Genomic DNA, 21,144 nt, shown 5'->3' with positions numbered 1-21,144 from the left:
AATGAAGAACTACGTTATAGGCCTGGATTACGGTACCGACTCTGTTCGGGCGGTACTTGTAGATACAGGGAGTGGAGAAGAATTGGCCACCGATACATTTTATTATCCGCAATGGCGTGATAAAAAATATTGTAATGCAGCAATCAACCAGTTTCGCCAACATCCGGCAGATCATATTGAAGGATTAGAGAAAACCATAAAAGGTGTTTTAACCAAAACTAAGATTGATGGTGCGCTTGTAAAAGGAATTTGCATAGACACCACCGGTTCTTCCCCAATTGCGGTTACCAAAGCAGGTACGCCCTTGGCCTTTGAAGAAGGTTTCAAGGAAAACCCAAACGCGATGATGGTGCTTTGGAAAGACCACACCGCAATTGATGAAGCCAACGAAATTAATGAATTGGCCAGAAATTGGGCCGGGGAAGATTATACCAAATATGAAGGTGGAATTTATTCTTCCGAATGGTTTTGGGCAAAGATCGCTCACGTAGTTCGTGAGGATGAAGCTGTAAAAAATGCCGCATATTCCTGGATGGAGCATTGCGATCTTATGACGTTTATGCTTATTGAAAATCAGGATTTAGCTTCTTTTAAACGAAGCCGTTGCGCCGCCGGTCACAAAGCGATGTGGCACGAAAGCTGGGGCGGACTTCCCTCTGAAGCTTTCCTCAATCAACTGGATCCATCTTTAGGTGGACTGCGTGATAGATTATATACAGAAACTTATACTTCAGATGAAGTTGCTGGGAACTTAAGCGCAGCGTGGGCTGAAAAACTAGGTCTTTCTACCGATTGTGTGATCGCTGTTGGAACCTTTGATGCCCACTCGGGCGCGGTAGGTGCAAAAATCGATAAACATACTTTAGTTCGCGTTATGGGAACTTCAACCTGCGATATTATCGTTTCAGAACAGGAAAATGTTGGTGATAAAACCGTTCGCGGAATCTGTGGACAGGTAGATGGGTCGGTAATTCCAAAGATGATCGGTTTAGAAGCGGGACAATCGGCTTTTGGAGATGTTTTGGCCTGGTTCAAAGATGTGCTTTCCTGGCCGATGGAAAATATTATTTTAAATTCTGATAGTATTTCCGAAGAACAAAAAGAAAAGCTTAGAGCTGAATTTGAAAAAGACTTTATTAAAAAACTTAGTGAAGCTGCTGAAGCAATTCCGCTTTCAGAAAGTATTCCAATTGCTTTAGACTGGATTAATGGCAGAAGAACTCCGGATGCGAACCAGGAATTAAAAAGTGCAATCACCAAACTATCTCTTGGTTCAAAAGCACCACATATTTTTAAAGCGCTTATCAATGCGATTTGCTTTGGTTCAAAACAAATTGTAGATCGTTTTGAAAAAGAAGGAGTGAAGATTAATAGTGTGATTGGGATTGGAGGCGTTGCCAGAAAATCTCCGTTTATTATGCAAACCCTGGCCAATGTGCTTAATATGCCTATAAAAGTAGCTTCTTCAGATGAGGCTCCCGCGCTTGGCGCTGCAGTTTATGCTGCCGTTGCTGCCGGTATCTATCCAAATGTGATCGAGGCCAGTAAAAAACTGGGTAGCGATTTTGAAGCAGAATACCACCCCGAAGCAGAAGCTCTGGAAACCTATGCCACTTTAATGGAAGAGTATAGAGAATTGGGCGCTTTTGTTGAAACTAATATAAACCGAAAATCTACTGTAAATGAGCTCTAGTTACAAAGCATTAAAACAGGAATGTTACGAGGCCAATATGGAACTTGATGCCTTAAACCTGGTGATCTACACTTTCGGAAACGTAAGTGCTGTAGATCGTGAAAAAAAGGTTTTTGCCATAAAGCCCAGTGGTGTTCCCTATGAAGAACTAAAACCGGAAGACATTGTAATCCTGGATTTTGAAAATAATGTGATTGAAGGCGAAATGCGGCCTTCTTCTGACACTAAAACCCACGCTTTTCTTTATAAAAACTGGGAAAACATTGGTGGGATTGCCCATACTCACGCAACATATTCCGTAGCATGGGCTCAGTCGCAATTAGATATTCCTATTTTTGGAACCACACACGCCGATCATCTTACCGCTGATATTCCTTGTGCGCCGCCAATGCGTGATGAACTAATAGAAGGGAATTACGAACATAATACCGGCATCCAGATTTTGGATTGTTTTAAAGATAAAAATCTTTCTTATGAGGAAGTACCTATGGTGTTAATTGGTAATCACGGTCCCTTTACCTGGGGAAAAAATGCAGCTAAAGCGGTTTACAATAGTAAGGTTTTGGAAGAGGTAGCTAAGATGGCATTGCTTACCAAGCAAATTAATCCGGAAGCGACAAGAATGAAGGATTCCTTAATCAAAAAACATTACGAACGTAAGCACGGCAAAAATGCCTATTACGGTCAGAAATAATAGCTATCCCAATTCGCCTCACAGGATTAAAAAACCTGTGAGGTTTTTAAAAATCTAAATAATTCTGAAATCAAATGATCAATATAGAAACAAAAGAAATCTGGTTCGTCACTGGTAGCCAGCATTTATACGGAGATGAAACTTTAAACCAGGTTGCAGCAGATTCAAAAGCAATTGTAAACGGCCTTAACGAATCGAAACATCTTCCGCTGAAAATAGTATGGAAAGATACTGTTAAAACCGCCGATGAGATCACTGATATTTGTCAGGACGCCAATGCCAATAAAAATTGTATTGGAATCGTAGCCTGGATGCATACCTTTTCTCCGGCTAAAATGTGGATTAAAGGCCTAAGCTTACTTAAAAAACCACTTTGCCATTTACATACACAATTTAATGCTGAAATTCCATGGGGTAAAATTGATATGGATTATATGAATCTTCACCAATCTGCCCACGGCGATAGGGAATTTGGTTTTATGATGAGTAGAATGCGCAAAAAGCGTAAAGTAATTGTTGGCCATTGGAAGACCGATCGCGTTCAGCAAAAACTAGGGATTTGGTCTCGAGTGGTTTTAGGTTGGGACGAGCTTCAGCACTTAAAGGTTGCTCGTATTGGTGATAATATGCGTAATGTAGCCGTTACCGAAGGTGATAAAGTCGCTGCGGAAATGAAATTTGGAATGGCCGTAAACGGTTATGATTCTTCAGAAGTAGTTGCCCATATTGATCAAGTTTCCGAAGAGAAAATAAATGAATTACTAAAGAAATACGATACTGATTATAACTTAAGCGAAGACCTGAAAGAGGGTGGTTCACAAAGAGATTCTTTGGTTGATGCAGCTAAAATTGAATTAGGATTAAGATCATTTTTAGACGAAGGTGGTTTTAAAGCTTTTACCGATACTTTTGAAAACCTTGGAAAGCTAAAACAACTTCCTGGTATTGCCGTACAAAGGCTAATGGCAGATGGCTACGGTTTTGGCGCAGAAGGCGATTGGAAAACCGCGGCATTACTAAGAGCAATGAAGGTTATGGCAGTGGGATTAGAAGAAGGAACTTCTTTTATGGAAGATTATACCTATCATTTCACCCCACAAAAATCTTATGTTTTAGGCTCGCATATGTTGGAAATTTGTCCTTCAATTGCTGATGCTAAGCCAACCTGTGAAGTTCATCCGCTTGGAATTGGGGGAAAAGAAGACCCCGTGAGATTGGTTTTCAACGCTCCAAAGGGCGATGCTTTAAATGCATCGTTAATAGATATGGGCAACAGGTTTAGGTTAATTGTAAACGAAGTGGAAGCAGTTGCACCGGAAGCCGATTTACCAAACTTACCGGTAGCACGTGTATTATGGGATGCAAAACCCAACCTTGAAGTTGCCGCTACCTCCTGGATTTTAGCCGGAGGAGCGCATCATACGGTTTACACCCAGGCATTAACCACTGAATTCTTAGAAGACTTTGCCGATATCGCCGGGATTGAACTACTGGTTATTGATGACAAAACCAGTATTAGGGAATTCAAGGATAAAATAAACGCTAATGAGGCTTATTACCATATGTTTCAACACGGAATGTAATTTCTAACCTAACGTATCTAATTATGAAAATTTCAACAAATAATCTTTTCGGCTTCGGGATAGTTTTTCTGTCCTTGTTTTTTATTCAGTGTAAAAATAGCGACCAGGAAGCTGAAACTAAAGCAAATAAAATGAATACCGAAAAAAGCCAAAAAACGGAAATGCAAAAAGAAGACTACGGTACCACTTCTGATGGTGAAAAAGTAGCGCAATATACGCTTACCAACGAAAATGGAATGGAAGTGAAAATAATCACCTATGGTGGCAGAATTACTTCTTTAAAAGCTCCCAATAAGAACGACGAATTTGAGAATGTAGTTTTAGGATTTGATTCTTTAGAACAATACACCAAAGACAATCCGTTTTTTGGAGCTTTAATTGGCCGTTTTGGAAATCGAATTGCAAACGGAAAATTCACCTTAGACGGTGAAGAGTATACTTTGGCTCAAAATGATGGGCAGAACCATTTGCACGGTGGGGAAAAAGGTTTTGATAAAGTGGTTTGGACTGTTGATGATGCCAGTACAAATTCCCTAACCCTTTCTTATATTAGTGAAGATATGGAAGAAGGTTATCCTGGAACCCTGGAAACTACGGTGGTTTACACTTTAACTGAGGATAATGCCCTGGAAGTTGATTATAATGCTACAACCGATAAGAAAACAGTATTGAATTTAACCCAGCACGCTTATTTTAACCTTTCAGGAGATTTTTCTGAAACTATTTTAGATCATAAAATTGAAATAAATGCCGATAAATTTTTACCAGTAAACGAGACTTTAATCCCTACGGGCGAACTAAAGGATGTGGCAGGAACTCCTTTTGATTTCCGCGAAGCGAAAACTGTGGAACAGCATATTGAAGAAAAAAACGAACAACTGGAACGTGGTAAAGGTTACGACCACAATTGGGTACTTAACGAACAGGATAGCGGGATGCGCTTTGCTGCTTCAGCTTATCACGAAGAAAGTGGTAGAATGCTGGAGGTTCACACCAATGAGCCGGGAATTCAGTTTTATTCTGGGAATTTTCTAGACGGGACACTTCCGCAGGCAGATGGCGAAGGAAATTACGGTCATAGAAGTGGCTTTTGCCTTGAAACACAGCATTACCCAGATTCTCCAAATCAGGAAGGTTTTCCTTCTGTTGTATTGGAGCCGGGAGAGACTTATTCTTCAAAAACCAGTTTTAAATTTTCAGTAAAATAAGTTTATGAAAGCATTAGATATTTATGACTGGATTGCGATTGCCGGTTACTTTCTAATTTTAGCAGGTATTGTTGTTTGGGTAATTAGAAAAAAACAGTCTAATACCGAAGATTATTTTCTGGCCGGTAGAAATGTGGGATGGTTTGTTGTTGGAGCATCAATTTTTGCATCCAATATCGGGTCAGAACACGTGGTTGGTTTGGCCGGAGCAGGGGCGGGGGATAAATTACCAATGCTTATTTATGAAATACAGGCCTGGGTAGTGCTTATTCTTGGCTGGGTATTTTTACCATTTTACGCCAGGAGTGGCGTTTTTACAATGCCCGAATTTCTCGAAAAACGATTTGATGCCAGGTCAAGATGGGTGTTATCTGTATTTTCTATAATCGCCTATGTACTTACAAAAATCTCGGTAACAATTTATGCGGGAGGTATTGTGGTTTCTGCTTTACTCGGAATCAATTTCTGGACCGGTGCACTTTCTACAGTAATTTTAACCGGTATTTATACGGTTCTAGGCGGAATGCGAGCAGTTGTTTATACGGAAACCCTGCAAGCTATTATTCTTGTGCTTGGTGCTGCCGCCCTTACGTTTATCGGCTTAGGTGAAGTAGGAGGTTGGGCAAGTATGAAAGAAACCGTAACGCCTGAATATCTTAATATGTGGCGCTCTGCTTCAGATCCCGATTTTCCCTGGCCGTCCCTTTTAATTACCAGTACAATTGTAGGTATTTGGTATTGGTGTACAGACCAGTATATTGTACAACGTGCACTTACTGCAAAGAATATTAAAGAAGGAAGACGAGGAACTATTTTTGGCGCTTTGCTGAAATTACTTCCGGTGTTCTTATTCTTAATCCCAGGTATTATCGCCCTTACGCTTAAGATGCGTGGAGAATTGCATTGGGATAGCCCAGATGAAGCTTTTCCTGTTTTGATGAGTAACTTGTTACCTTCCGGATTACGCGGACTTGTAGCTGCCGGATTACTCGCGGCATTAATGAGTTCTTTAGCTTCAGTTTTTAATTCCTGCTCTACACTATTTACGGTAGATATTTATAAGAAATTAAGACCGAATACCCAGGAGAAAAAACTGGTAAGAACCGGGCAAATCGCAACTGTGATTATCGTGATCATTGGAATTATTTGGATCCCGATTATGGCGAATATTTCCGGAGTTTTATATGAATATTTACAGAAAGTACAATCATATATCGCACCTCCAATTACCGCTGTATTCTTACTGGGTATTTTCTATAAGCGTATAAACGCACAGGGTGCTTTTGTGACTTTAGTAGTTGGATTTATTGTAGGAGCTCTCAGGATTATTCTGGAATTATTTAAAGACTCTTTAGATCCAGACGGGTTCTTATTCCTGGTAGGAGATATTAACTTTTTGACTTTCGCGGCCTGGTTCTTCCTTTTCTGTGTAGTGCTAATTACCGTGGTAAGTTTCTTAACCAGTATTCCTTCAAAAATTAAAACCGATAATCTTACGTTCCAGACAATTTCTGAAGAAGAAAAGAAAAACAACAAAAACAGCTATAACTGGGTTGATATTGTAGTTTCTATTCTTGTAGTAGTATTGGTTATTGGAGTGATGATTTTCTTTAACGGAAGATAATTGCTGAGTAAATAATTGACCTAAAATGGAACTTATATAGATAGATTAAAATCGACCATGTTGAGCAGGAAGTATTGGAGATAGCGATTAATAATAAGTGAACCTTAAAATGTGAATTATATTTTTTTGAATTACTAACTTTAAAACTAATTTATTATGTCTAACACACCAATTAACTTAGTGAAGTCTGCCATCTGGTCGATTTTATTTTTCGTTGCCGCATCGGGAATGGCGCAAGACGGAACAATCTACCCTCTTGAAACACCTAAAGAACCTAATGCTATTCCGTTAGAAACGGGTGGGGTTGAAGATCAACCCGCTTCAGAAACCTGGTTTCGCCAGTGGGGAGACCCCATGGCGAGAAATATAACCAAAGCGACTCTTACTCCATTTTTGCCCAATCCTGAAAAAGCCAACGGAACAACCGTAATTGTGGCACCCGGTGGGGGCTTTAGGTGGCTTTCTTTGGGTAATGAAGGCTGGGAAGTTGCCGAAGCGCTTGCAGAACAGGGAATCACCGCTTTTGTGCTAAAATATCGTTTACACCCAACTCCTGAATCGCTGGATGATTTTAGGGCGTCCATGGAAAGACCTGTCACTCCTCCGTCTGAATCCTCAGATGACGAGCCAGAAACACGCCCGGAAAGACCGCGTTCTAACCTTTCTAACCAGCTTGAGGATGCCGAAGCCGCTTACGCGATGATTGTTGAACGTGCTGAAGAATGGGGAGTAGATACAAATAATATAGGGATGATGGGCTTCTCGGCCGGTGCCGGTCTTACCATGCATTCAACACTTAATTCCAAAACCATGGATCTGGCATTTATAGCTCCAATTTATGGAGGTTTAAATGAAGTAGAGGTTCCAGAAGATGCTCCTCCTATGTTCAATGTTATTGCTGCCGATGATTTTCTCTTCCACGGTGAGTTTGGTTTAATCGAGTCATGGCATAAGGCCGGGAAACCGGTGGAGTTTCACCTTTATCAAAACGGAGGCCATGGTTTCGGACTTGGAAATCCAGACCGTACCAGTAACCGCTGGTTTGATGCTTTTATTCACTGGTTGAAGGTTAATAAATTTTTGAAAGCAGAAACTCAGGAATAATTTAGCCATAGGATATTGGCATAATCAATAATGCTATTAAGTTTACAAATTAGATAACGCCCGGAATTTTACTTTCGGGTGCTATCTTTAGAAGGAAAGAAAGAAAAAAATTAGATGAATTACAGAAAATTAGGAAAAACAGGTTTTGAAATTTCAGAGATTTCCCTCGGAACCTGGCAAATAGGTGGAAAGTGGGGATCAGATTTTAGTGATAAAACTGCTGAAAAAACCATTAATACCGCCATAGATAAAGGAATTAATTTTATTGATACGGCCGATGTTTACGAAGCCGGTTTAAGCGAAGCCGCTGTAGGCCGTGTGGTGCGTTCAAGGTCTGAACGTGTTTTTGTCGCTACCAAATGCGGAAGACAAATCAACCCGCATACGGCAGAGAATTATACGCCTGAAGCACTTACCGCTTATGTAGAAGAAAGCCTTAAAAGAACAGGTTTTGAAGCCCTGGATCTAATACAATTACATTGCCCACCTACCGAAGTTTATTATCGTCCCGAGATCTTTGAAACTTTTCAAAAACTAAAAGATCAGGGAAAAATATTACATTTTGGTGTTAGTGTTGAAAAAGTGGAAGAGGCTTTAAAAGCCGTTGAATACGATAATGTAGAAACCGTTCAAATTATATTTAATTTATTCAGGCAGCGCCCTTCAGAACTTTTCTTTGAACAGGCTAAAAAGAAAAATATCGGGATTATTGCCCGCGTTCCACTTGCTAGTGGTTTATTAACTGGAAAATTCGATAAAAGCGACAGTTTTGATAAAGAGGATCACCGGAATTTTAATCGAAATGGAGAAGCTTTCGATAAAGGCGAAACTTTTTCTGGAATAGATTTCGATCGTGGTTTAAATGCGGTAGAAAAACTTAAAAAATTGTTTCCTGAAGTTCAAAACCTTGCTCCAATTGCGCTGCAGTGGATTCTTAAATTTCCTGAGGTTAGTTGTACGATCCCTGGAGCTTCAAAAGAAGAGCAACTGCTTTCTAATTTATCTATCTATGATAGGCCCGAGCTAAGCAACGAAAAAATTAAAGAAATGAATAAGATCTATAATGAATACCTAAAACAGGATATTCACCACAGATGGTAATTTTTATTCCTGTAAGGTCTTTTTTTGACCTTGTAGGTTTTCTTGTAATTATATACCTGCGAGGTGTAAAAAGCCTGGCAGGAAGAGATGAGAAAATTTATAAGTCAGTAGTTTAATTTACTTTTAAAAGCCTTTCCCTATCTTTAGGGAAAGGCTTTTTTATGAATACTGTTAAATTAAGGTTTTTATCGTTTTTTATCCTGATTTTTGTGGTTACTTCCTGTAGCTCTCAAATAGAATTAATAAAAGAAGGGCAGAAACTGCAGCTTATTTCAAACGAGTTTGAGTTTACCGAAGGTCCTGCTTCAGATGCTGAGGGGAATGTATATTTTACCGATCAGCCGAATAATAGAATCTATAAATGGTCTGCAGAAGAAGGTGCTATTTCGGTTTTTATGGAAAATTCGGGCCGGGCAAACGGACTTTATTTTGATGATGCGGGAAACCTTCTAGCTGCCGCCGATGAAAATTCTGAAATATGGAAAATTAATCCTAAAAAACAAGTTGAGGTTTTAATTGAATCTTTTGAAGGCAATCGTTTAAATGGGCCAAATGATTTATGGATTGCTCCGGGTGGCGGATTTTACTTTACAGATCCTTACTATCAACGTGATTATTGGGAACGTACCGAGAAGGAAATTGAAGAAGAACGTGTTTATTATGTAAATTCAGAGGGCGAAATAAATATTGTGGTAGAGGATATGGAACAACCTAACGGAATTATTGGAACTCCTGATGGGAAAACCTTGTACATCGCCGATATTGGAGCTAATAAAACCTATTCCTATACAATTAATTCCGATGGAAGTCTTTCAGGTAAAAAACTTTTTACTGAATTAGGTTCAGACGGGATGACTATAGATAATAGGGGAAACGTTTACCTTTCCGGAAATGGCGTGACGGTTTTCGATAAATCTGGAAAAAAAATTCAGCATATTCCAATAGATAGAGATTGGACGGCGAATGTGACCTTTGGTGGTAAAAACCAACAAACACTTTTTATCACTGCTCAACAGGCCCTATACAGCCTGGAGATGAATGTAAAAGGCGTTCGCTGGTAAATTTTTAGACGTGGATTTTTTAAACCTTTGGTAGTTTCCAGCCGTTATGATAATTAGCTTTCACCAGGGCATCTGCTTCGGCATCCTCAAATGATCCAGATTCAGCATTCCAGTACAATTTTTTCCCGGTTTTATAGGCAATATTTCCCATATGTGCGGTAATTGCGGCGATACTTCCGGTTTCTACTCCACAATTAAGCTTAGAACTATCGTTTGCCCGAATCGCTGAAACAAAATTCTTTGCATGGTTTTCCAACGCATTGCCTTCAGGTGAAACCAAATCTATTCTTTTGGTTTTAGTCACCCATTTATCATTTTTATTTTCTCCTTCAGGAATAACTTCCCAGCCATTGCGATTTACAACTAGAGTGCCGTTATTTCCAATAAACGCGATGCCTTCTGGTCTTCCGTAATTTCCGCCATCTATACCGGTGGCATGTTCCCACAATAGGTTGAAATCTTCAAATTCATATACGGTTTGTAGGGTGTCAGGAGTTTCAGAAGCATCATTAGGATAAGCAAATTTACCACCTGAAGCTAAAATAGATTTTGGTGCTTTTGCGCCCATAGCATAAAGTGCGATGTCAATTTCATGCACACCCCAATCTGTCATTAAGCCGCCTGCATAATCCCAAAACCAACGAAAATTAAAATGGAACCGATTTTCATTGAACGGTCTTTCAGGTGCAGGACCCAACCACATTTTGTAATCTACTCCCTCTGGAGGAGTGCTGTTTGGTTTAACCGGAACCGGATTCATCCAACCCTGGTAAGCCCAGCATTTAACTAATCGAATTTGCCCAAGTTCGCCAGATTGCACGTAATTTATAGCATCATCGTAGTGTTTACCACTACGTTGCCATTGACCAACCTGAACCATTTTATCGTATTTTTTTCCGGCATCAAGCATTACATTGCATTCTTCAATACTGTTAGCAAGAGGTTTTTCTACATAAACGTGTTTATCGGCCTGCAGGGCATCTACCATATTTAAGCAATGCCAATGGTCTGGCGTGCCTATAATTACCGCGTCAATATCTTTGTTTTCCAACATTTTGCGATAGTCCTTATACTGTTTTGGTGCTTTGCCGCTTATTTCTTTTACCTGGGCCGATCTTTCATCTAAAACACGCTGATCAATATCAGCCAGAGCTATGCAATTTACATTCGGTAATTTTAAATGCGCCTGCATATTTGCCCATCCCATACCTTTACAACCAATTACCCCAAAATTCACCCTGTCATTTGCTGAAAAAATAGACATTGGGTTGGCCAATAGTGATCCTGATAAACTTAAGCCCGCGGCAGCTAAAGTTGTTTGTTGTAAAAATTTTCTTCTTGGTATATTACTCATTGTGTTTTCCTTATGAGGTTTATCTTAAACAATTTAGTACTTTTAGTGTTTATTTCACATTTAAAATTGAGATTTTGATTCCGAAATGAAACTTTCATAGATTCCTAGAAACGTTTTGAAAGATTTTCTTGATAATATAGTTGCCTTAAAACTACCTTACATTTATAATCGCACGTCGGTAAGCATATAGGCCAGGTTCTCCATCATCTTTAATTTCCAGAATAATATGAATGTTTTTACCTGCTGCATCTTCTGGGATTGTTACATTAGCGGAAGATGTATAATTATTCTGAATAGTAATAGCTTCATCATAAGAACTGGGTTCATCATAAAAGGTCCAGGAGTAGGCTAAACTATCTCCATCTGGATCGCTCGATCCTTCAGCGCTAAATTTCAAAGAAGAACTTGGAGTAGCTTCAAATTCCAAAATCTCTTTTGTTTTATCACCATTTAAAATGGCGATAGGATGGTGGTTCGCATCTGAATATTCTTCGGTAATACTCCAGTCCATTCTTGCGGCAAAATCATTATTATAAGCTTCACTCCATCGCTTTATAGCTTCAGAGCCTTCTGAAGTGTTTCCGTACATATAGTAGGGATCATATTTTGTTTCATTTTCTTTTTCCACACAAGACATACTACGAATACCCTCTTTTTTTGTAAAACTAAAACGGCCACCCCAGCCTCCTTGATCAATTTGCTCTGGGTCATTTAGGCCATTGGGATATACGTGCATAAATGCAGGTGTATCTCCTTCGGTAGCATATTTCCTATCTGGATAAGCCGCACCCAGAGGTCCGTGGTTTTGGATGTTTTTATCTAAATAGTCATCAGAAGGAGCCCATCCATAAACCCCAGTTGCGCGTATGTAAAATACTTCTGGAAAATTTTTTGCAATCCAGGCTCCCGAATCGCCCTGACCAAGAATGTCTATTAGACGCAATTTGCTTAAAAATTTTTCAAATTCAGCTTTGGTTCGGGTTTCCTTAACTTTCCAAATAGCCTGAGCTGCGGTATTCATACCTCCCCACCCCATTACCCAAACCGGTCGGGGATCATCTTTATCTACAGAATTAATGATCAAGTCTGAACCAGGACTATCTTTTCCATTTCCTACATCTCCCATTCCATATTCATCCTGCCCCATAACAGATATAGATTTTAAATATTCAGGTGTGGGATAACCTTCAGCGTGTACTTTTAGGTTAGGATAAGCCTGTGCATAGGCATCTACAAGGTCATCCAGCAAATCTGTATTGCTTTGCGACTTTTTCCAACATCCGGTTGAGACGATTAATCCTTCAATGTCAAATTCATTGGCGCTTACCAATTGGCGGACCATAGATTGTTTGTCATCAGGATCGGCACCGAGATCGGTAGTATTAATTACGCGGGGTTTATAATTTAAATCTTTATGGTCTATTTGTTCAGTCTCTTGCGCATTAAGGTGTGAAAAGGAAATGAATAGACTGCAAGCTGCAAACTTAAAAATTGCTTTCATGGGTTTTGATTCTACTCTATTTTTCTACTTTCCGGTGGACCTAAATAAGAATCTCCAATTTCACCTTTTCTAATGATTATTTTCTGAATGGCCACTCCGGAATCTATCGCCCAAATTTTTAGGCTATGATTTCCGCTATTTTCAAGGTTTAAATCTGAAATTACCCGTGTGGTATTATTTCCAACTGAAGTACCCCAATCGTCATCGGTGTCTTTGTGCATATTGATGATTTTTGGTTCAGTATTATCAATGGAATAAGCAAATCTCAAACCACCTTGATTTTGAAAATCCAGGGTAGGAGAGAGCAGAAATTCTATTTTCATTTCCCCGGTGCTGAAATTATGGAAATCATATTTCAGGTAAGGATTGTTTTTAGATAATTTCTCGTGGGTGGGAGTTTCGGCAAAAGCAGTCATGGTTGCGCCTGTTTTTCCTAAATTCGGCACTAAGGTCCAGCCTTGTTCATCGTTCCCTTTTCCTGTGAAATTAGAAGCTTCTATAGCAATATAATTATTGCTTTCTACGAAACCTTTTACATTTTCAGCATTGATATTATGGATAGGCACTTCAATGTCTACTGAATTTCGTTTTTGTTGAATGCTGAAGGTCCCAGTAGATTTTCCTTTTGGAGCTTTGTTCCAGTCAATACTTACAGAAAGCCTTTTTTGATCTGAAACTGAACCAGATTCTTCCGAAACCTTAATCCAATTATCTTTATTCTTGATTTTAAAATCAAATTCTTTTTTCCCTTTATTGAAAATTTCAACATAAAATTTTTCATCGGCTACCGAAGTAAATTCTGGCAGTTTTGCCATTTCATTTGAGGCTGGCCAGGCTTGTTTGGAGCCTTCAATTGCAACACCCATTTCTGGTTTTTCAGGAACGTCAATAGTTTTAACTTCTGGCATCACCTGTTCTTCCGGTTGTTGCCAGTAAGTGTAACCAATATGGGTTTGCGACATCATATGGTTCCATTTTCCATCGGAGATGTTGTGATATGCTTCAGTTAATTCGGAATCCTTTTGATATAATTCTTTTGCTTTTTCGGCATAAGAATTTGCCGTGGCGCGTCCCTGTTCTGCATATAACCGGTTTTTGGCGGTGGCTACATACAATTCATTTAGATTGGCAGATGCTTTTACCGGAAATAAAACCAATTGAAAATAGGCGTCTTTATATTCCGAAGGAAGTCTGTTGTTTATTTCTTCCGCTTTTTCAACTAACGCATTATAGTCTTTTACCACATTTTCCGCTTCGTTATAATTGACTAAACTATAAGTCTCCGGACTTAGCATTTCAGGTTTTCTGCGACTATTATACTTAGTATAGGTATCTAAGATTTCACCGATTTGCGAAGCATATTCATCCCCAAATTGTTTTTTAGCCCAATCTTTCGAATAATCTTTAAGATCATTAGCATCTATAGCTTCCGGATCCCAGGCAAAATCTAAAAAGAAACTAATTGGAAATTCCATAGGTTTTAAATCGCCTACGTTTACCACCCATAATTCTGTGGCGTCGTATTGATAAGCCAGATTCATTTGCTCCCAAACCCGTTCAATTTGAGTGGTATTTAGCCATTTATAGTTTCTTGGGCCACCTACATAATCAAAGTGATAGTAAATGCCATAACCACCTTCGCGCGCTTCTTCTTTCGGGTCTGGTAATTTCCTGATGTTTCCCCAATTATCGTCGGCCAATAATAAAGTTACATCATCGGGAACTCGCATTCCCTGGTCGTAATAATCCTGCACTTCTTTATAAAGTGCCCAAACCTGCGGGGTTTCTTCGGCTGGTTTTCCAGTAACCTCAGCAATTATTTCGCGCTGGTCTTCAACAATGCCTTCCAGTAAACCGATAGCAGTACCTTCAGTCATCGCTTCGTCACCATCGCCACGCATTCCTATGGTCACGATACTTTCATTTTCGCCGGTTCTCTCCATCCCTTCTCTCCAAAATTTCTGAAGTTGTTCAGGGTTGGTTTCGTAATTCCAGTCGCCCTCGCCATACCGGTCCCATTCAACGTGAGCGCGCATTAAAGGTTCATGATGGGAGGTGCTAATTACCACTCCATAGGTATTAGCCAGTTCGGGATTTCGTGGATCGTCATCATAAAAGGCTTTCCCCCACATTGCAGGCCATAAAAAATTTCCTTTCAGGCGGAGGATGAGTTTAAACATATGTTCATACATTTTGCTGTTGATTCCTCCAAACTTCTCCCGTGCCCAATTTCCCAAACCGGGTTCTTCATCGTTGATAAAAATTCCACGGTATTTTACTTTTGGAGTGCCTGCGGAATAACTTCCCGGCTTTACATAAATTTCTTCTGATTTTTTCACTGGAACATCGGCCCACCAATGCCAGGGAGAAACCCCTATTCCTTCAGCTAAATCGTATATTCCGAAAATGGTTCCGCGTTTATCACTTCCGGCAATTATTAAAGCTTTATCTACATCTGGAAATGGATTTTCAATAACTTCAATTACAAAATTTTCCCATTTTCCTTCAATCTTTGAGGCATCGAATTTATTACTGGAAACCAGCTCATCAATTAATTTACTTTTTCCAAGGGTCCCAATAATAACAGGGTACACCCCATTAATTTCTTCTGAAGAAATTTCAGTAGATTTTCCGGTTACTTTTTTTAAGTCTTGCTTAAGGTCTTCTGCTACTAGATGAACCCCTTCGTGATCCTTTTCATCTAAATATAAAGTCGAAATTCTATCGCCACTACTTAGTGAAAATCCGTTGCTAACTTTAGTAGTGCTTATATAAGATTCCTGTGCGAAAATCAAACTCAGGTTTCCAAAAATTAAGAACAGAAATAAGCATGATTTAGAAAATACTTTAAAGGAAGCTTGCATAATTATGGAGTTTTTGTTTCAGGTTCGGTTTCAAATTCAACCACTTTCTCGTAAGCCTTTTTCCGTTCAAAATTTTCATCAAATAACAACGGATAATTTTTTCTGCCGGCTACTGGGTATGTGTCCAGCCAGGAATATTTATCAGAAAGGTTCCAGAAAGTCACGCCGGTAATCACGTCTTTGTAATCCCTGAAAACTTTGAAAAACATATCGTAAGCTTCAATTTGCTTTTGCTCGAGTTCTGGTGTAAATTCGTCTGATTCACCTTCTTTAAGTTCGCGGCGTTCTTTTTCCCATTCATAAAGGGAAACATCAAGTTCAGTAATTTGAATTTCCAGTCCTAAATCTGAATAAAGATCCAGGGCTTCGCGAAGCTCTTCTTCTGTTGGGCCATAAATTGACCAGTGTGCCTGTATTCCCACACCATCAATTGGGGCATTATTTTCCTGAAGAAACTTTAATAATTCAATAATTCTATCCCTTTTTTCAGGGATAATCGCGTTATAATCGTTGTAGAAAAGTTGTACATCTGGATCGGCCTGGCGAGCATATTCAAAAGCTTTTACTAAAAAGTCTTTTCCTGCAATTTCCAGCCATTCCGATTCCCGATATACTTTAGTAGAATCATCGGCAACGGCTTCGTTAACCACATCCCAGGCGTAAATATGTTCTGAATAGCGAGGAACCACAGAATCGATGTGGTTTTTCATTCGCTTTAGCAATTCTTCTTTACTTACTTTTCCTCCGTTTTCATTTTCAAAGATCCATCCGCCGGTTTGTTGGTGCCAAACCAAAGCGTGTCCCCGCATTTTTATTCCGTTTTCCTCGGCAAATTCAGCAATAGCATCAGCATCGTCCCAATAGAATTTATCTTTTTCAGGATGAATTGGACCCATTTTCATCACATTTTCGGGAGTAATACTGTTGAATTCCTTTTTTAGTAATTCAGCTTCTTCTCCTTTTACGGTATTTGGCGCCACCGCAACACCTATAGGGAAATAGTCTTTGTAATAATCTTTAAGCCCCATTTCCTTGTTTTCATCTTCGGCGACTTCCTGGTTTTCTTTTTCAGCATCTTTATCAGATTTACAACTGATTATTGATGCGGCTAGAAGCAGTACGAAAGCCGATTTTCTAAAGGTATTTAACTGTAGCATATTGTTTTATTTAAGGTTTTCCTGTAATCCTAATTCGAGGCCGCGTAATTCAGCAAGGCCTTTTAATCGCCCGATAAAGGAATAACCGGCATAATAATTTTTATCGGCTTCCATGGTGTGTAAATAGCCGTGATCTGGTCGCATGGGGATACTTTGATTCCTCTTTTGCATTGTTTTTATAATGCGTTTCACCACAGCAGTCATTGGAACATCGCCATTTAAATGATCTGATTCCATAAAAACGCCGGTCACTTTTTTTCTTACATTTCTTAGGTGTAAAAAATGAATTCTCTCCTCAAATTCATCGTAAATTTCCAGCAGGTCGTGATTTGGATTGGCTCCCAGCGAACCTGTGCAATAACAGAGTCCGTTGGCTTTGCTTTTTACGTTTTCGAAGATAAATTTTAGGTCTTTATGATTGCTCACTACACGTGGTAATCCTAAAACCGAAAATGGTGGATCATCAGGATGAATTGCCAGGTTTACGCCGCTTTCTTTAGCTGTCGGAGTAACTTCAGAAAGAAAATGAACCAGGTTTTCCCGTAATTTTTCATCGGTAATATGCGAATAGGAATCCAGAAGTTCTTTAATGATTTCCGCAGTAAAATTTTCGGTACTTCCTGGAAGTCCCAATAAAATACTTCTAAAAAGTTCTTCTTTTTCTTCTGAAGAAAGACTATCGCCCAGCATTTTGGCCGCGGTGGTTTGCTCATCGGAGTAATCCTGCTCAACATTTTTTCTTTTCAGCAAAAACAGGTCAAAATAGGCGAATTTTATAGGATCAAACTTCAAAACTGAAGCCCCCTCGTTGTTCTCGTGAAAATGATCGGTACGAACCCAATCTAAAACGGGCATAAAATTATAGGCCACCACTGGAATACCGCATTTGCCAATATTCTGAAGGCTTATTTTATAATTTTCTATGTATTCTTTATAATTTCCCGATCGTTTTTTGATGTCTTCGTGCACGGAAAGACTTTCAATAACGTTCCATTGCAGCCCAAAACTTTCAATTAAGTTTTTGCGTTCTAAAATGGCATTTTCGGTCCAAATCTCTCCTACCGGGATTTCGTGTAAAGCGGTTACAATTCCGCTTATTCCGGCTTGTTTTAAATCTTTTAGCGATAGTACGTCGTTGGGGCCGTACCATCGCATGGTTTGTTGCATTGAAATCATCCTAAAATCCTATTGAATTTCCACCATCTACGGGCAAAATAGTTCCTGTAACGAACGAAGATTCTGCAGTGGCGAAATAATACACTGAATCAGCAATATCTGAGGGTTGGCCTAATTTACCCATTGGGGTTCTTGATAAAACCCTATTTTTTCGTTCAGGATCATTATCCAAAGCTTTTCTGGACATATTGGTTTCAATAAATCCAGGAGCCACGGCATTTACCCGAATTCCGAATTGAGCTAAATCTACGGCCATTGCCCTTGTCATCCCGTCAACTGCTGTTTTACTGGCAGAATAGGCAATAACTTTTGGAATTCCGTATTGTGCAGCCATTGAGCTGATATTTATAATACTACCCGAATTTTGCTTTTTCATTATTTTTGCCACTTCGCGACTGATTGCGAAAAGTCCCAAAACATTGGTGTGTAAAATATTCTGAAATTCTTCATTAGTAACTTCCAGAAATTCCTTTTTCATATTGATACCTGCGTTATTTACTAGAATATCAACACTCCCGGCTTCCTGGCCTATTTTTTCTATAGCATCGGGAATTAGATCTAAATTGTTTAAATCCAATATAAAAGGTATAGCGTTTTCGCCTAATTCCTTACAGGCCTTTTCTGTCTTTTCTTTGTTTCTTCCGTTTACATAGGTTTTAATGCCTTTATCACAAAACTTTTTTGCGGTTGCATACCCAAGTCCGGCGTTGGCACCGGTCACTATTGCTGTTAGTTGTTTGCTCATAATTTGTTTTTTATTTACCAGGAAGGATTTATGCCTGGTGCATAAGGACGTTCAATTGATTTATAATATTCAAGATCGTGCTCTGGTTCTGGTACTCCTGCTGGCAATTTCATTTTAGAAAATTGCTTAAAATAGCTTAAGCAGGCATCTCTCCACCACTTAGCTTCTTTTAACTGAATTTCAAGCAACATCGAAGTTTTTTCAAACTCCTGCTCATTAACATATTGTTCCATAGTTGCCCAGGTGTCCTGCATTTCTTCAACCTGTTCAACTCCTGTCTGATAGTGTAAAGCAATATTGTTCCAAAGCGATTCTCCATTTTCCATTTCGTAATCCCAGGGCAGATGGTGAAACCAAAGTAAATATTTTTCTGGAGTAGTTTCAGGGGAACTGTATTTTTCTTGAATAGGTTTAGCATACTGCGAAAGAGCATCACTACCAGAATTAGTTCTATCAAAACCAACACCATTTTCATCGGCTTTATGATAGTAAACCGGATTCCAATCTGGACGTCCTAAATCATCTACCCAAGGCCCTGGGCCATAGTGATGGCTAGTCGCCATAATATGATGTAAGCCCAGCGGAGTCATATAATTTACAACTGCTTCACGAGAATTCAATAATAATTCGGTCATTGGTTTTACGAAATTATCTTCATTAGAAAATTTTATCTTCAACCATTCTTTTGCGATATCCTTAGAATCCATGTAAGGATCCCAGGCTAATCTTCCGAAACCATACCAGTTGGCCTGTCCAAAAGGATGACCGGTCCAGTTTTTTTCAGTTCCTATATTGGCTACCCCTGCAATTCCGGTTAATTTTTTATTTGAATTAGTACCGTCTATAACTTTAGCTACGGTAGAATTTTCGCCATCAGAAAAGGTGTCTTCATCCAGTACTTCTTCAAACAATTTTGGAAGAAAAACCAGATGAGAACTAAAGCCAAGGTATTCCTGGGTAATCTGAAATTCCATCATTAGTGGAGTATCGGGCATTGCCCCAAACATTGGATGAAAAGGTTCTCGTGGTTGAAAATCTATCGCTCCATTTTTAACCTGTACCAACACATTATCGGCAAATTTACCATCATAAGGAATAAATTGATCATAGGCTTGTTTTGCCCTATCGTCGGTATCTTCTTCTGAATAAACAAATGCGCGCCACATGATAATTCCATCGTGAGGAGCAACTGCTTCGGCCAACATATTGGCCCCATCTACGTGTGTTCTGTCATATTGAAAAGGCCCGGGTTGCCCTTCAGAATCTGCTTTAACCAGAAAACCGCCGAAATCGGGAATTTCCGCGTAAATTTCATCAGCAATATCTTTCCACCATTTTCTTACATCCTCATTTAAAGGATCAGCAGTGTCCAAATCACCAAGTTCTATAGGTGCAGAGAATCTTGCCGTAAGGTAAACCTGAATACCGTAAGGGCGGAAAACTTCTGCAAGGGCTTTAACTTTTTCAATATAATGAGGTGTGAGTATTAGCGCGTTTGAATTTACATTGACTAGAACAGTTCCGTTAATTCCTATGGCTGCATTTGCGCGGGCGTAGTCTTTATATTCAGGTTTGATTAAACCAGGTAATTGATGCCAATCCCAAATGGAAAAACCGGCGTAACCACGTTCTACAGTACGATCTAGATTATCCCAATGGTTAAGTACGCGCTTTTGAATTTTAGGTTCTTCTTCAATATTTAAATCTGAAATCTCATTGCCTTGCTGTATCTCGCGAAGTAATCCAAAGGTCCCGTAAAGTAAGGCGACTTCAGAATTTCCGCTTACTACTATCGTTTCCCCGTTATCTAAAGTATTAATGGTATAGCCTTCCTCTCCAATGTTTTCAGTATTGATCTTGTTTTTAATTGCGGGAGGCAGATTGCTTTGAATTCCTATAATTATTTTATGATTGGAATTTGAGGTGGAATCCCCAAATGCGAATCCCGTTTTTGCTAGTTGTAATTCTTCTTTAATAGCGTTCATGGTTGAAGAATTGCCCACGAGTTCTACATTATTAAAATAAGGGCTATATTTTTCCTGGTAAAGAGGATTATCAATTTTCTTATAATCCAACCAGAGATCATAACCTTGTTGAGCCTGGATATTAAAAGCGAAAAAGCCAACAAGGGCCAGGACTAAATATTTTTTTAACTTCATTATTATTTTTTCAAACGATTGTGACTCGAAAATTAGACAAAAAAAGGATGTAATCAAAATTTTTTATGCAATCGGTTGTGTTTATAATAAAATTAGCCTTTATTTGTTAGGACTTTTTTA

At 39.2% G+C, this 21,144-nt stretch carries 15 protein-coding genes; 8 read left to right on the top strand and 7 right to left on the bottom strand.

The genetic code is table 11. The features are described 5' to 3' along the window. The first annotated feature begins 1 nt into the window (after position 1). The 8 genes from FG27_RS06365 to FG27_RS06330 all read left to right on the top strand — a co-directional run bounded on the left by FG27_RS06365 (position 2) and on the right by FG27_RS06330 (position 10,068). Entirely contained in the window at positions 2 to 1,693 is a 1,692-nt protein-coding gene (locus tag FG27_RS06365) for a ribulokinase (RefSeq protein ID WP_037316994.1), read from the top strand. Then, on the top strand, positions 1,683 to 2,387 hold the full coding sequence (locus FG27_RS06360) for an L-ribulose-5-phosphate 4-epimerase (protein ID WP_037316991.1): 705 nt from the start codon (positions 1,683 to 1,685) through the stop codon (positions 2,385 to 2,387). The genes FG27_RS06365 and FG27_RS06360 overlap by 11 nt, the downstream gene beginning before the upstream one ends. A gap of 74 nt (positions 2,388 to 2,461) precedes the next feature. Beyond that, complete coding sequence (araA, locus tag FG27_RS06355; protein WP_037316988.1) at positions 2,462 to 3,970, top strand: L-arabinose isomerase; 1,509 nt, start codon at positions 2,462 to 2,464, stop codon at positions 3,968 to 3,970. 23 nt (positions 3,971 to 3,993) lie between these two features. Next, complete coding sequence (locus FG27_RS06350; protein WP_037316985.1) at positions 3,994 to 5,178, top strand: aldose epimerase family protein; 1,185 nt, start codon at positions 3,994 to 3,996, stop codon at positions 5,176 to 5,178. Positions 5,179 to 5,182: 4 nt separating this feature from the next. After that, positions 5,183 to 6,802, top strand: a complete 1,620-nt coding sequence (locus tag FG27_RS06345) for a sodium:solute symporter (RefSeq protein ID WP_037316982.1) — start codon at positions 5,183 to 5,185, stop codon at positions 6,800 to 6,802. A gap of 156 nt (positions 6,803 to 6,958) precedes the next feature. After that, the gene (locus tag FG27_RS06340) at positions 6,959 to 7,906 is read left to right on the top strand and encodes an alpha/beta hydrolase (RefSeq protein ID WP_037316979.1); all 948 of its coding nucleotides are present in this window, start codon (positions 6,959 to 6,961) and stop codon (positions 7,904 to 7,906) included. Between the two features lie 114 nt (positions 7,907 to 8,020). Next, a complete protein-coding gene (locus FG27_RS06335; RefSeq protein WP_037316976.1) occupies positions 8,021 to 9,007 on the top strand; it encodes an aldo/keto reductase in 987 nt (328 codons plus the stop codon). A gap of 161 nt (positions 9,008 to 9,168) precedes the next feature. Continuing rightward, positions 9,169 to 10,068 (top strand): SMP-30/gluconolactonase/LRE family protein, encoded by a 900-nt coding sequence (locus tag FG27_RS06330; RefSeq protein ID WP_037316974.1) that lies wholly within the window; start codon positions 9,169 to 9,171, stop codon positions 10,066 to 10,068. Between the two features lie 19 nt (positions 10,069 to 10,087). Here the strand turns inward: FG27_RS06330 and FG27_RS06325 are convergent, their stop codons facing one another. The 7 genes from FG27_RS06325 to FG27_RS06295 all read right to left on the bottom strand — a co-directional run bounded on the left by FG27_RS06325 (position 10,088) and on the right by FG27_RS06295 (position 21,024). Beyond that, positions 10,088 to 11,422: a Gfo/Idh/MocA family protein gene (locus tag FG27_RS06325; RefSeq protein WP_037316971.1), complete on the bottom strand. Its 1,335-nt coding sequence runs from the start codon at positions 11,420 to 11,422 to the stop codon at positions 10,088 to 10,090. A gap of 151 nt (positions 11,423 to 11,573) precedes the next feature. After that, positions 11,574 to 12,923: a nucleoside hydrolase-like domain-containing protein gene (locus FG27_RS06320; protein WP_081912596.1), complete on the bottom strand. Its 1,350-nt coding sequence runs from the start codon at positions 12,921 to 12,923 to the stop codon at positions 11,574 to 11,576. Positions 12,924 to 12,934: 11 nt separating this feature from the next. Then, positions 12,935 to 15,787: a glycosyl hydrolase 115 family protein gene (locus tag FG27_RS06315; protein WP_037316968.1), complete on the bottom strand. Its 2,853-nt coding sequence runs from the start codon at positions 15,785 to 15,787 to the stop codon at positions 12,935 to 12,937. A 2-nt stretch (positions 15,788 to 15,789) separates the two neighbouring features. Next, complete coding sequence (locus tag FG27_RS06310; RefSeq protein WP_037316965.1) at positions 15,790 to 16,944, bottom strand: endo-1,4-beta-xylanase; 1,155 nt, start codon at positions 16,942 to 16,944, stop codon at positions 15,790 to 15,792. A gap of 6 nt (positions 16,945 to 16,950) precedes the next feature. Continuing rightward, positions 16,951 to 18,120: a mannonate dehydratase gene (uxuA, locus tag FG27_RS06305; protein WP_037316962.1), complete on the bottom strand. Its 1,170-nt coding sequence runs from the start codon at positions 18,118 to 18,120 to the stop codon at positions 16,951 to 16,953. Position 18,121: 1 nt separating this feature from the next. Next, entirely contained in the window at positions 18,122 to 18,865 is a 744-nt protein-coding gene (locus tag FG27_RS06300; protein WP_037316958.1) for an SDR family NAD(P)-dependent oxidoreductase, read from the bottom strand. Between the two features lie 14 nt (positions 18,866 to 18,879). Continuing rightward, positions 18,880 to 21,024 carry an alpha-glucuronidase family glycosyl hydrolase gene (locus FG27_RS06295; RefSeq protein WP_037316955.1) on the bottom strand — a complete coding sequence of 715 codons (2,145 nt, stop codon included), beginning with the start codon at positions 21,022 to 21,024 and terminating at the stop codon, positions 18,880 to 18,882. Positions 21,025 to 21,144 lie beyond the last annotated feature (120 nt).

Origin of the sequence: Salegentibacter sp. Hel_I_6, assembly GCF_000745315.1 — a bacterium.
GTDB lineage: Bacteria > Bacteroidota > Bacteroidia > Flavobacteriales > Flavobacteriaceae > Salegentibacter.
The sequence above is the reverse complement of the archived record's forward strand: the minus strand, read 5'-3'. Positions and strand labels throughout refer to the sequence as shown.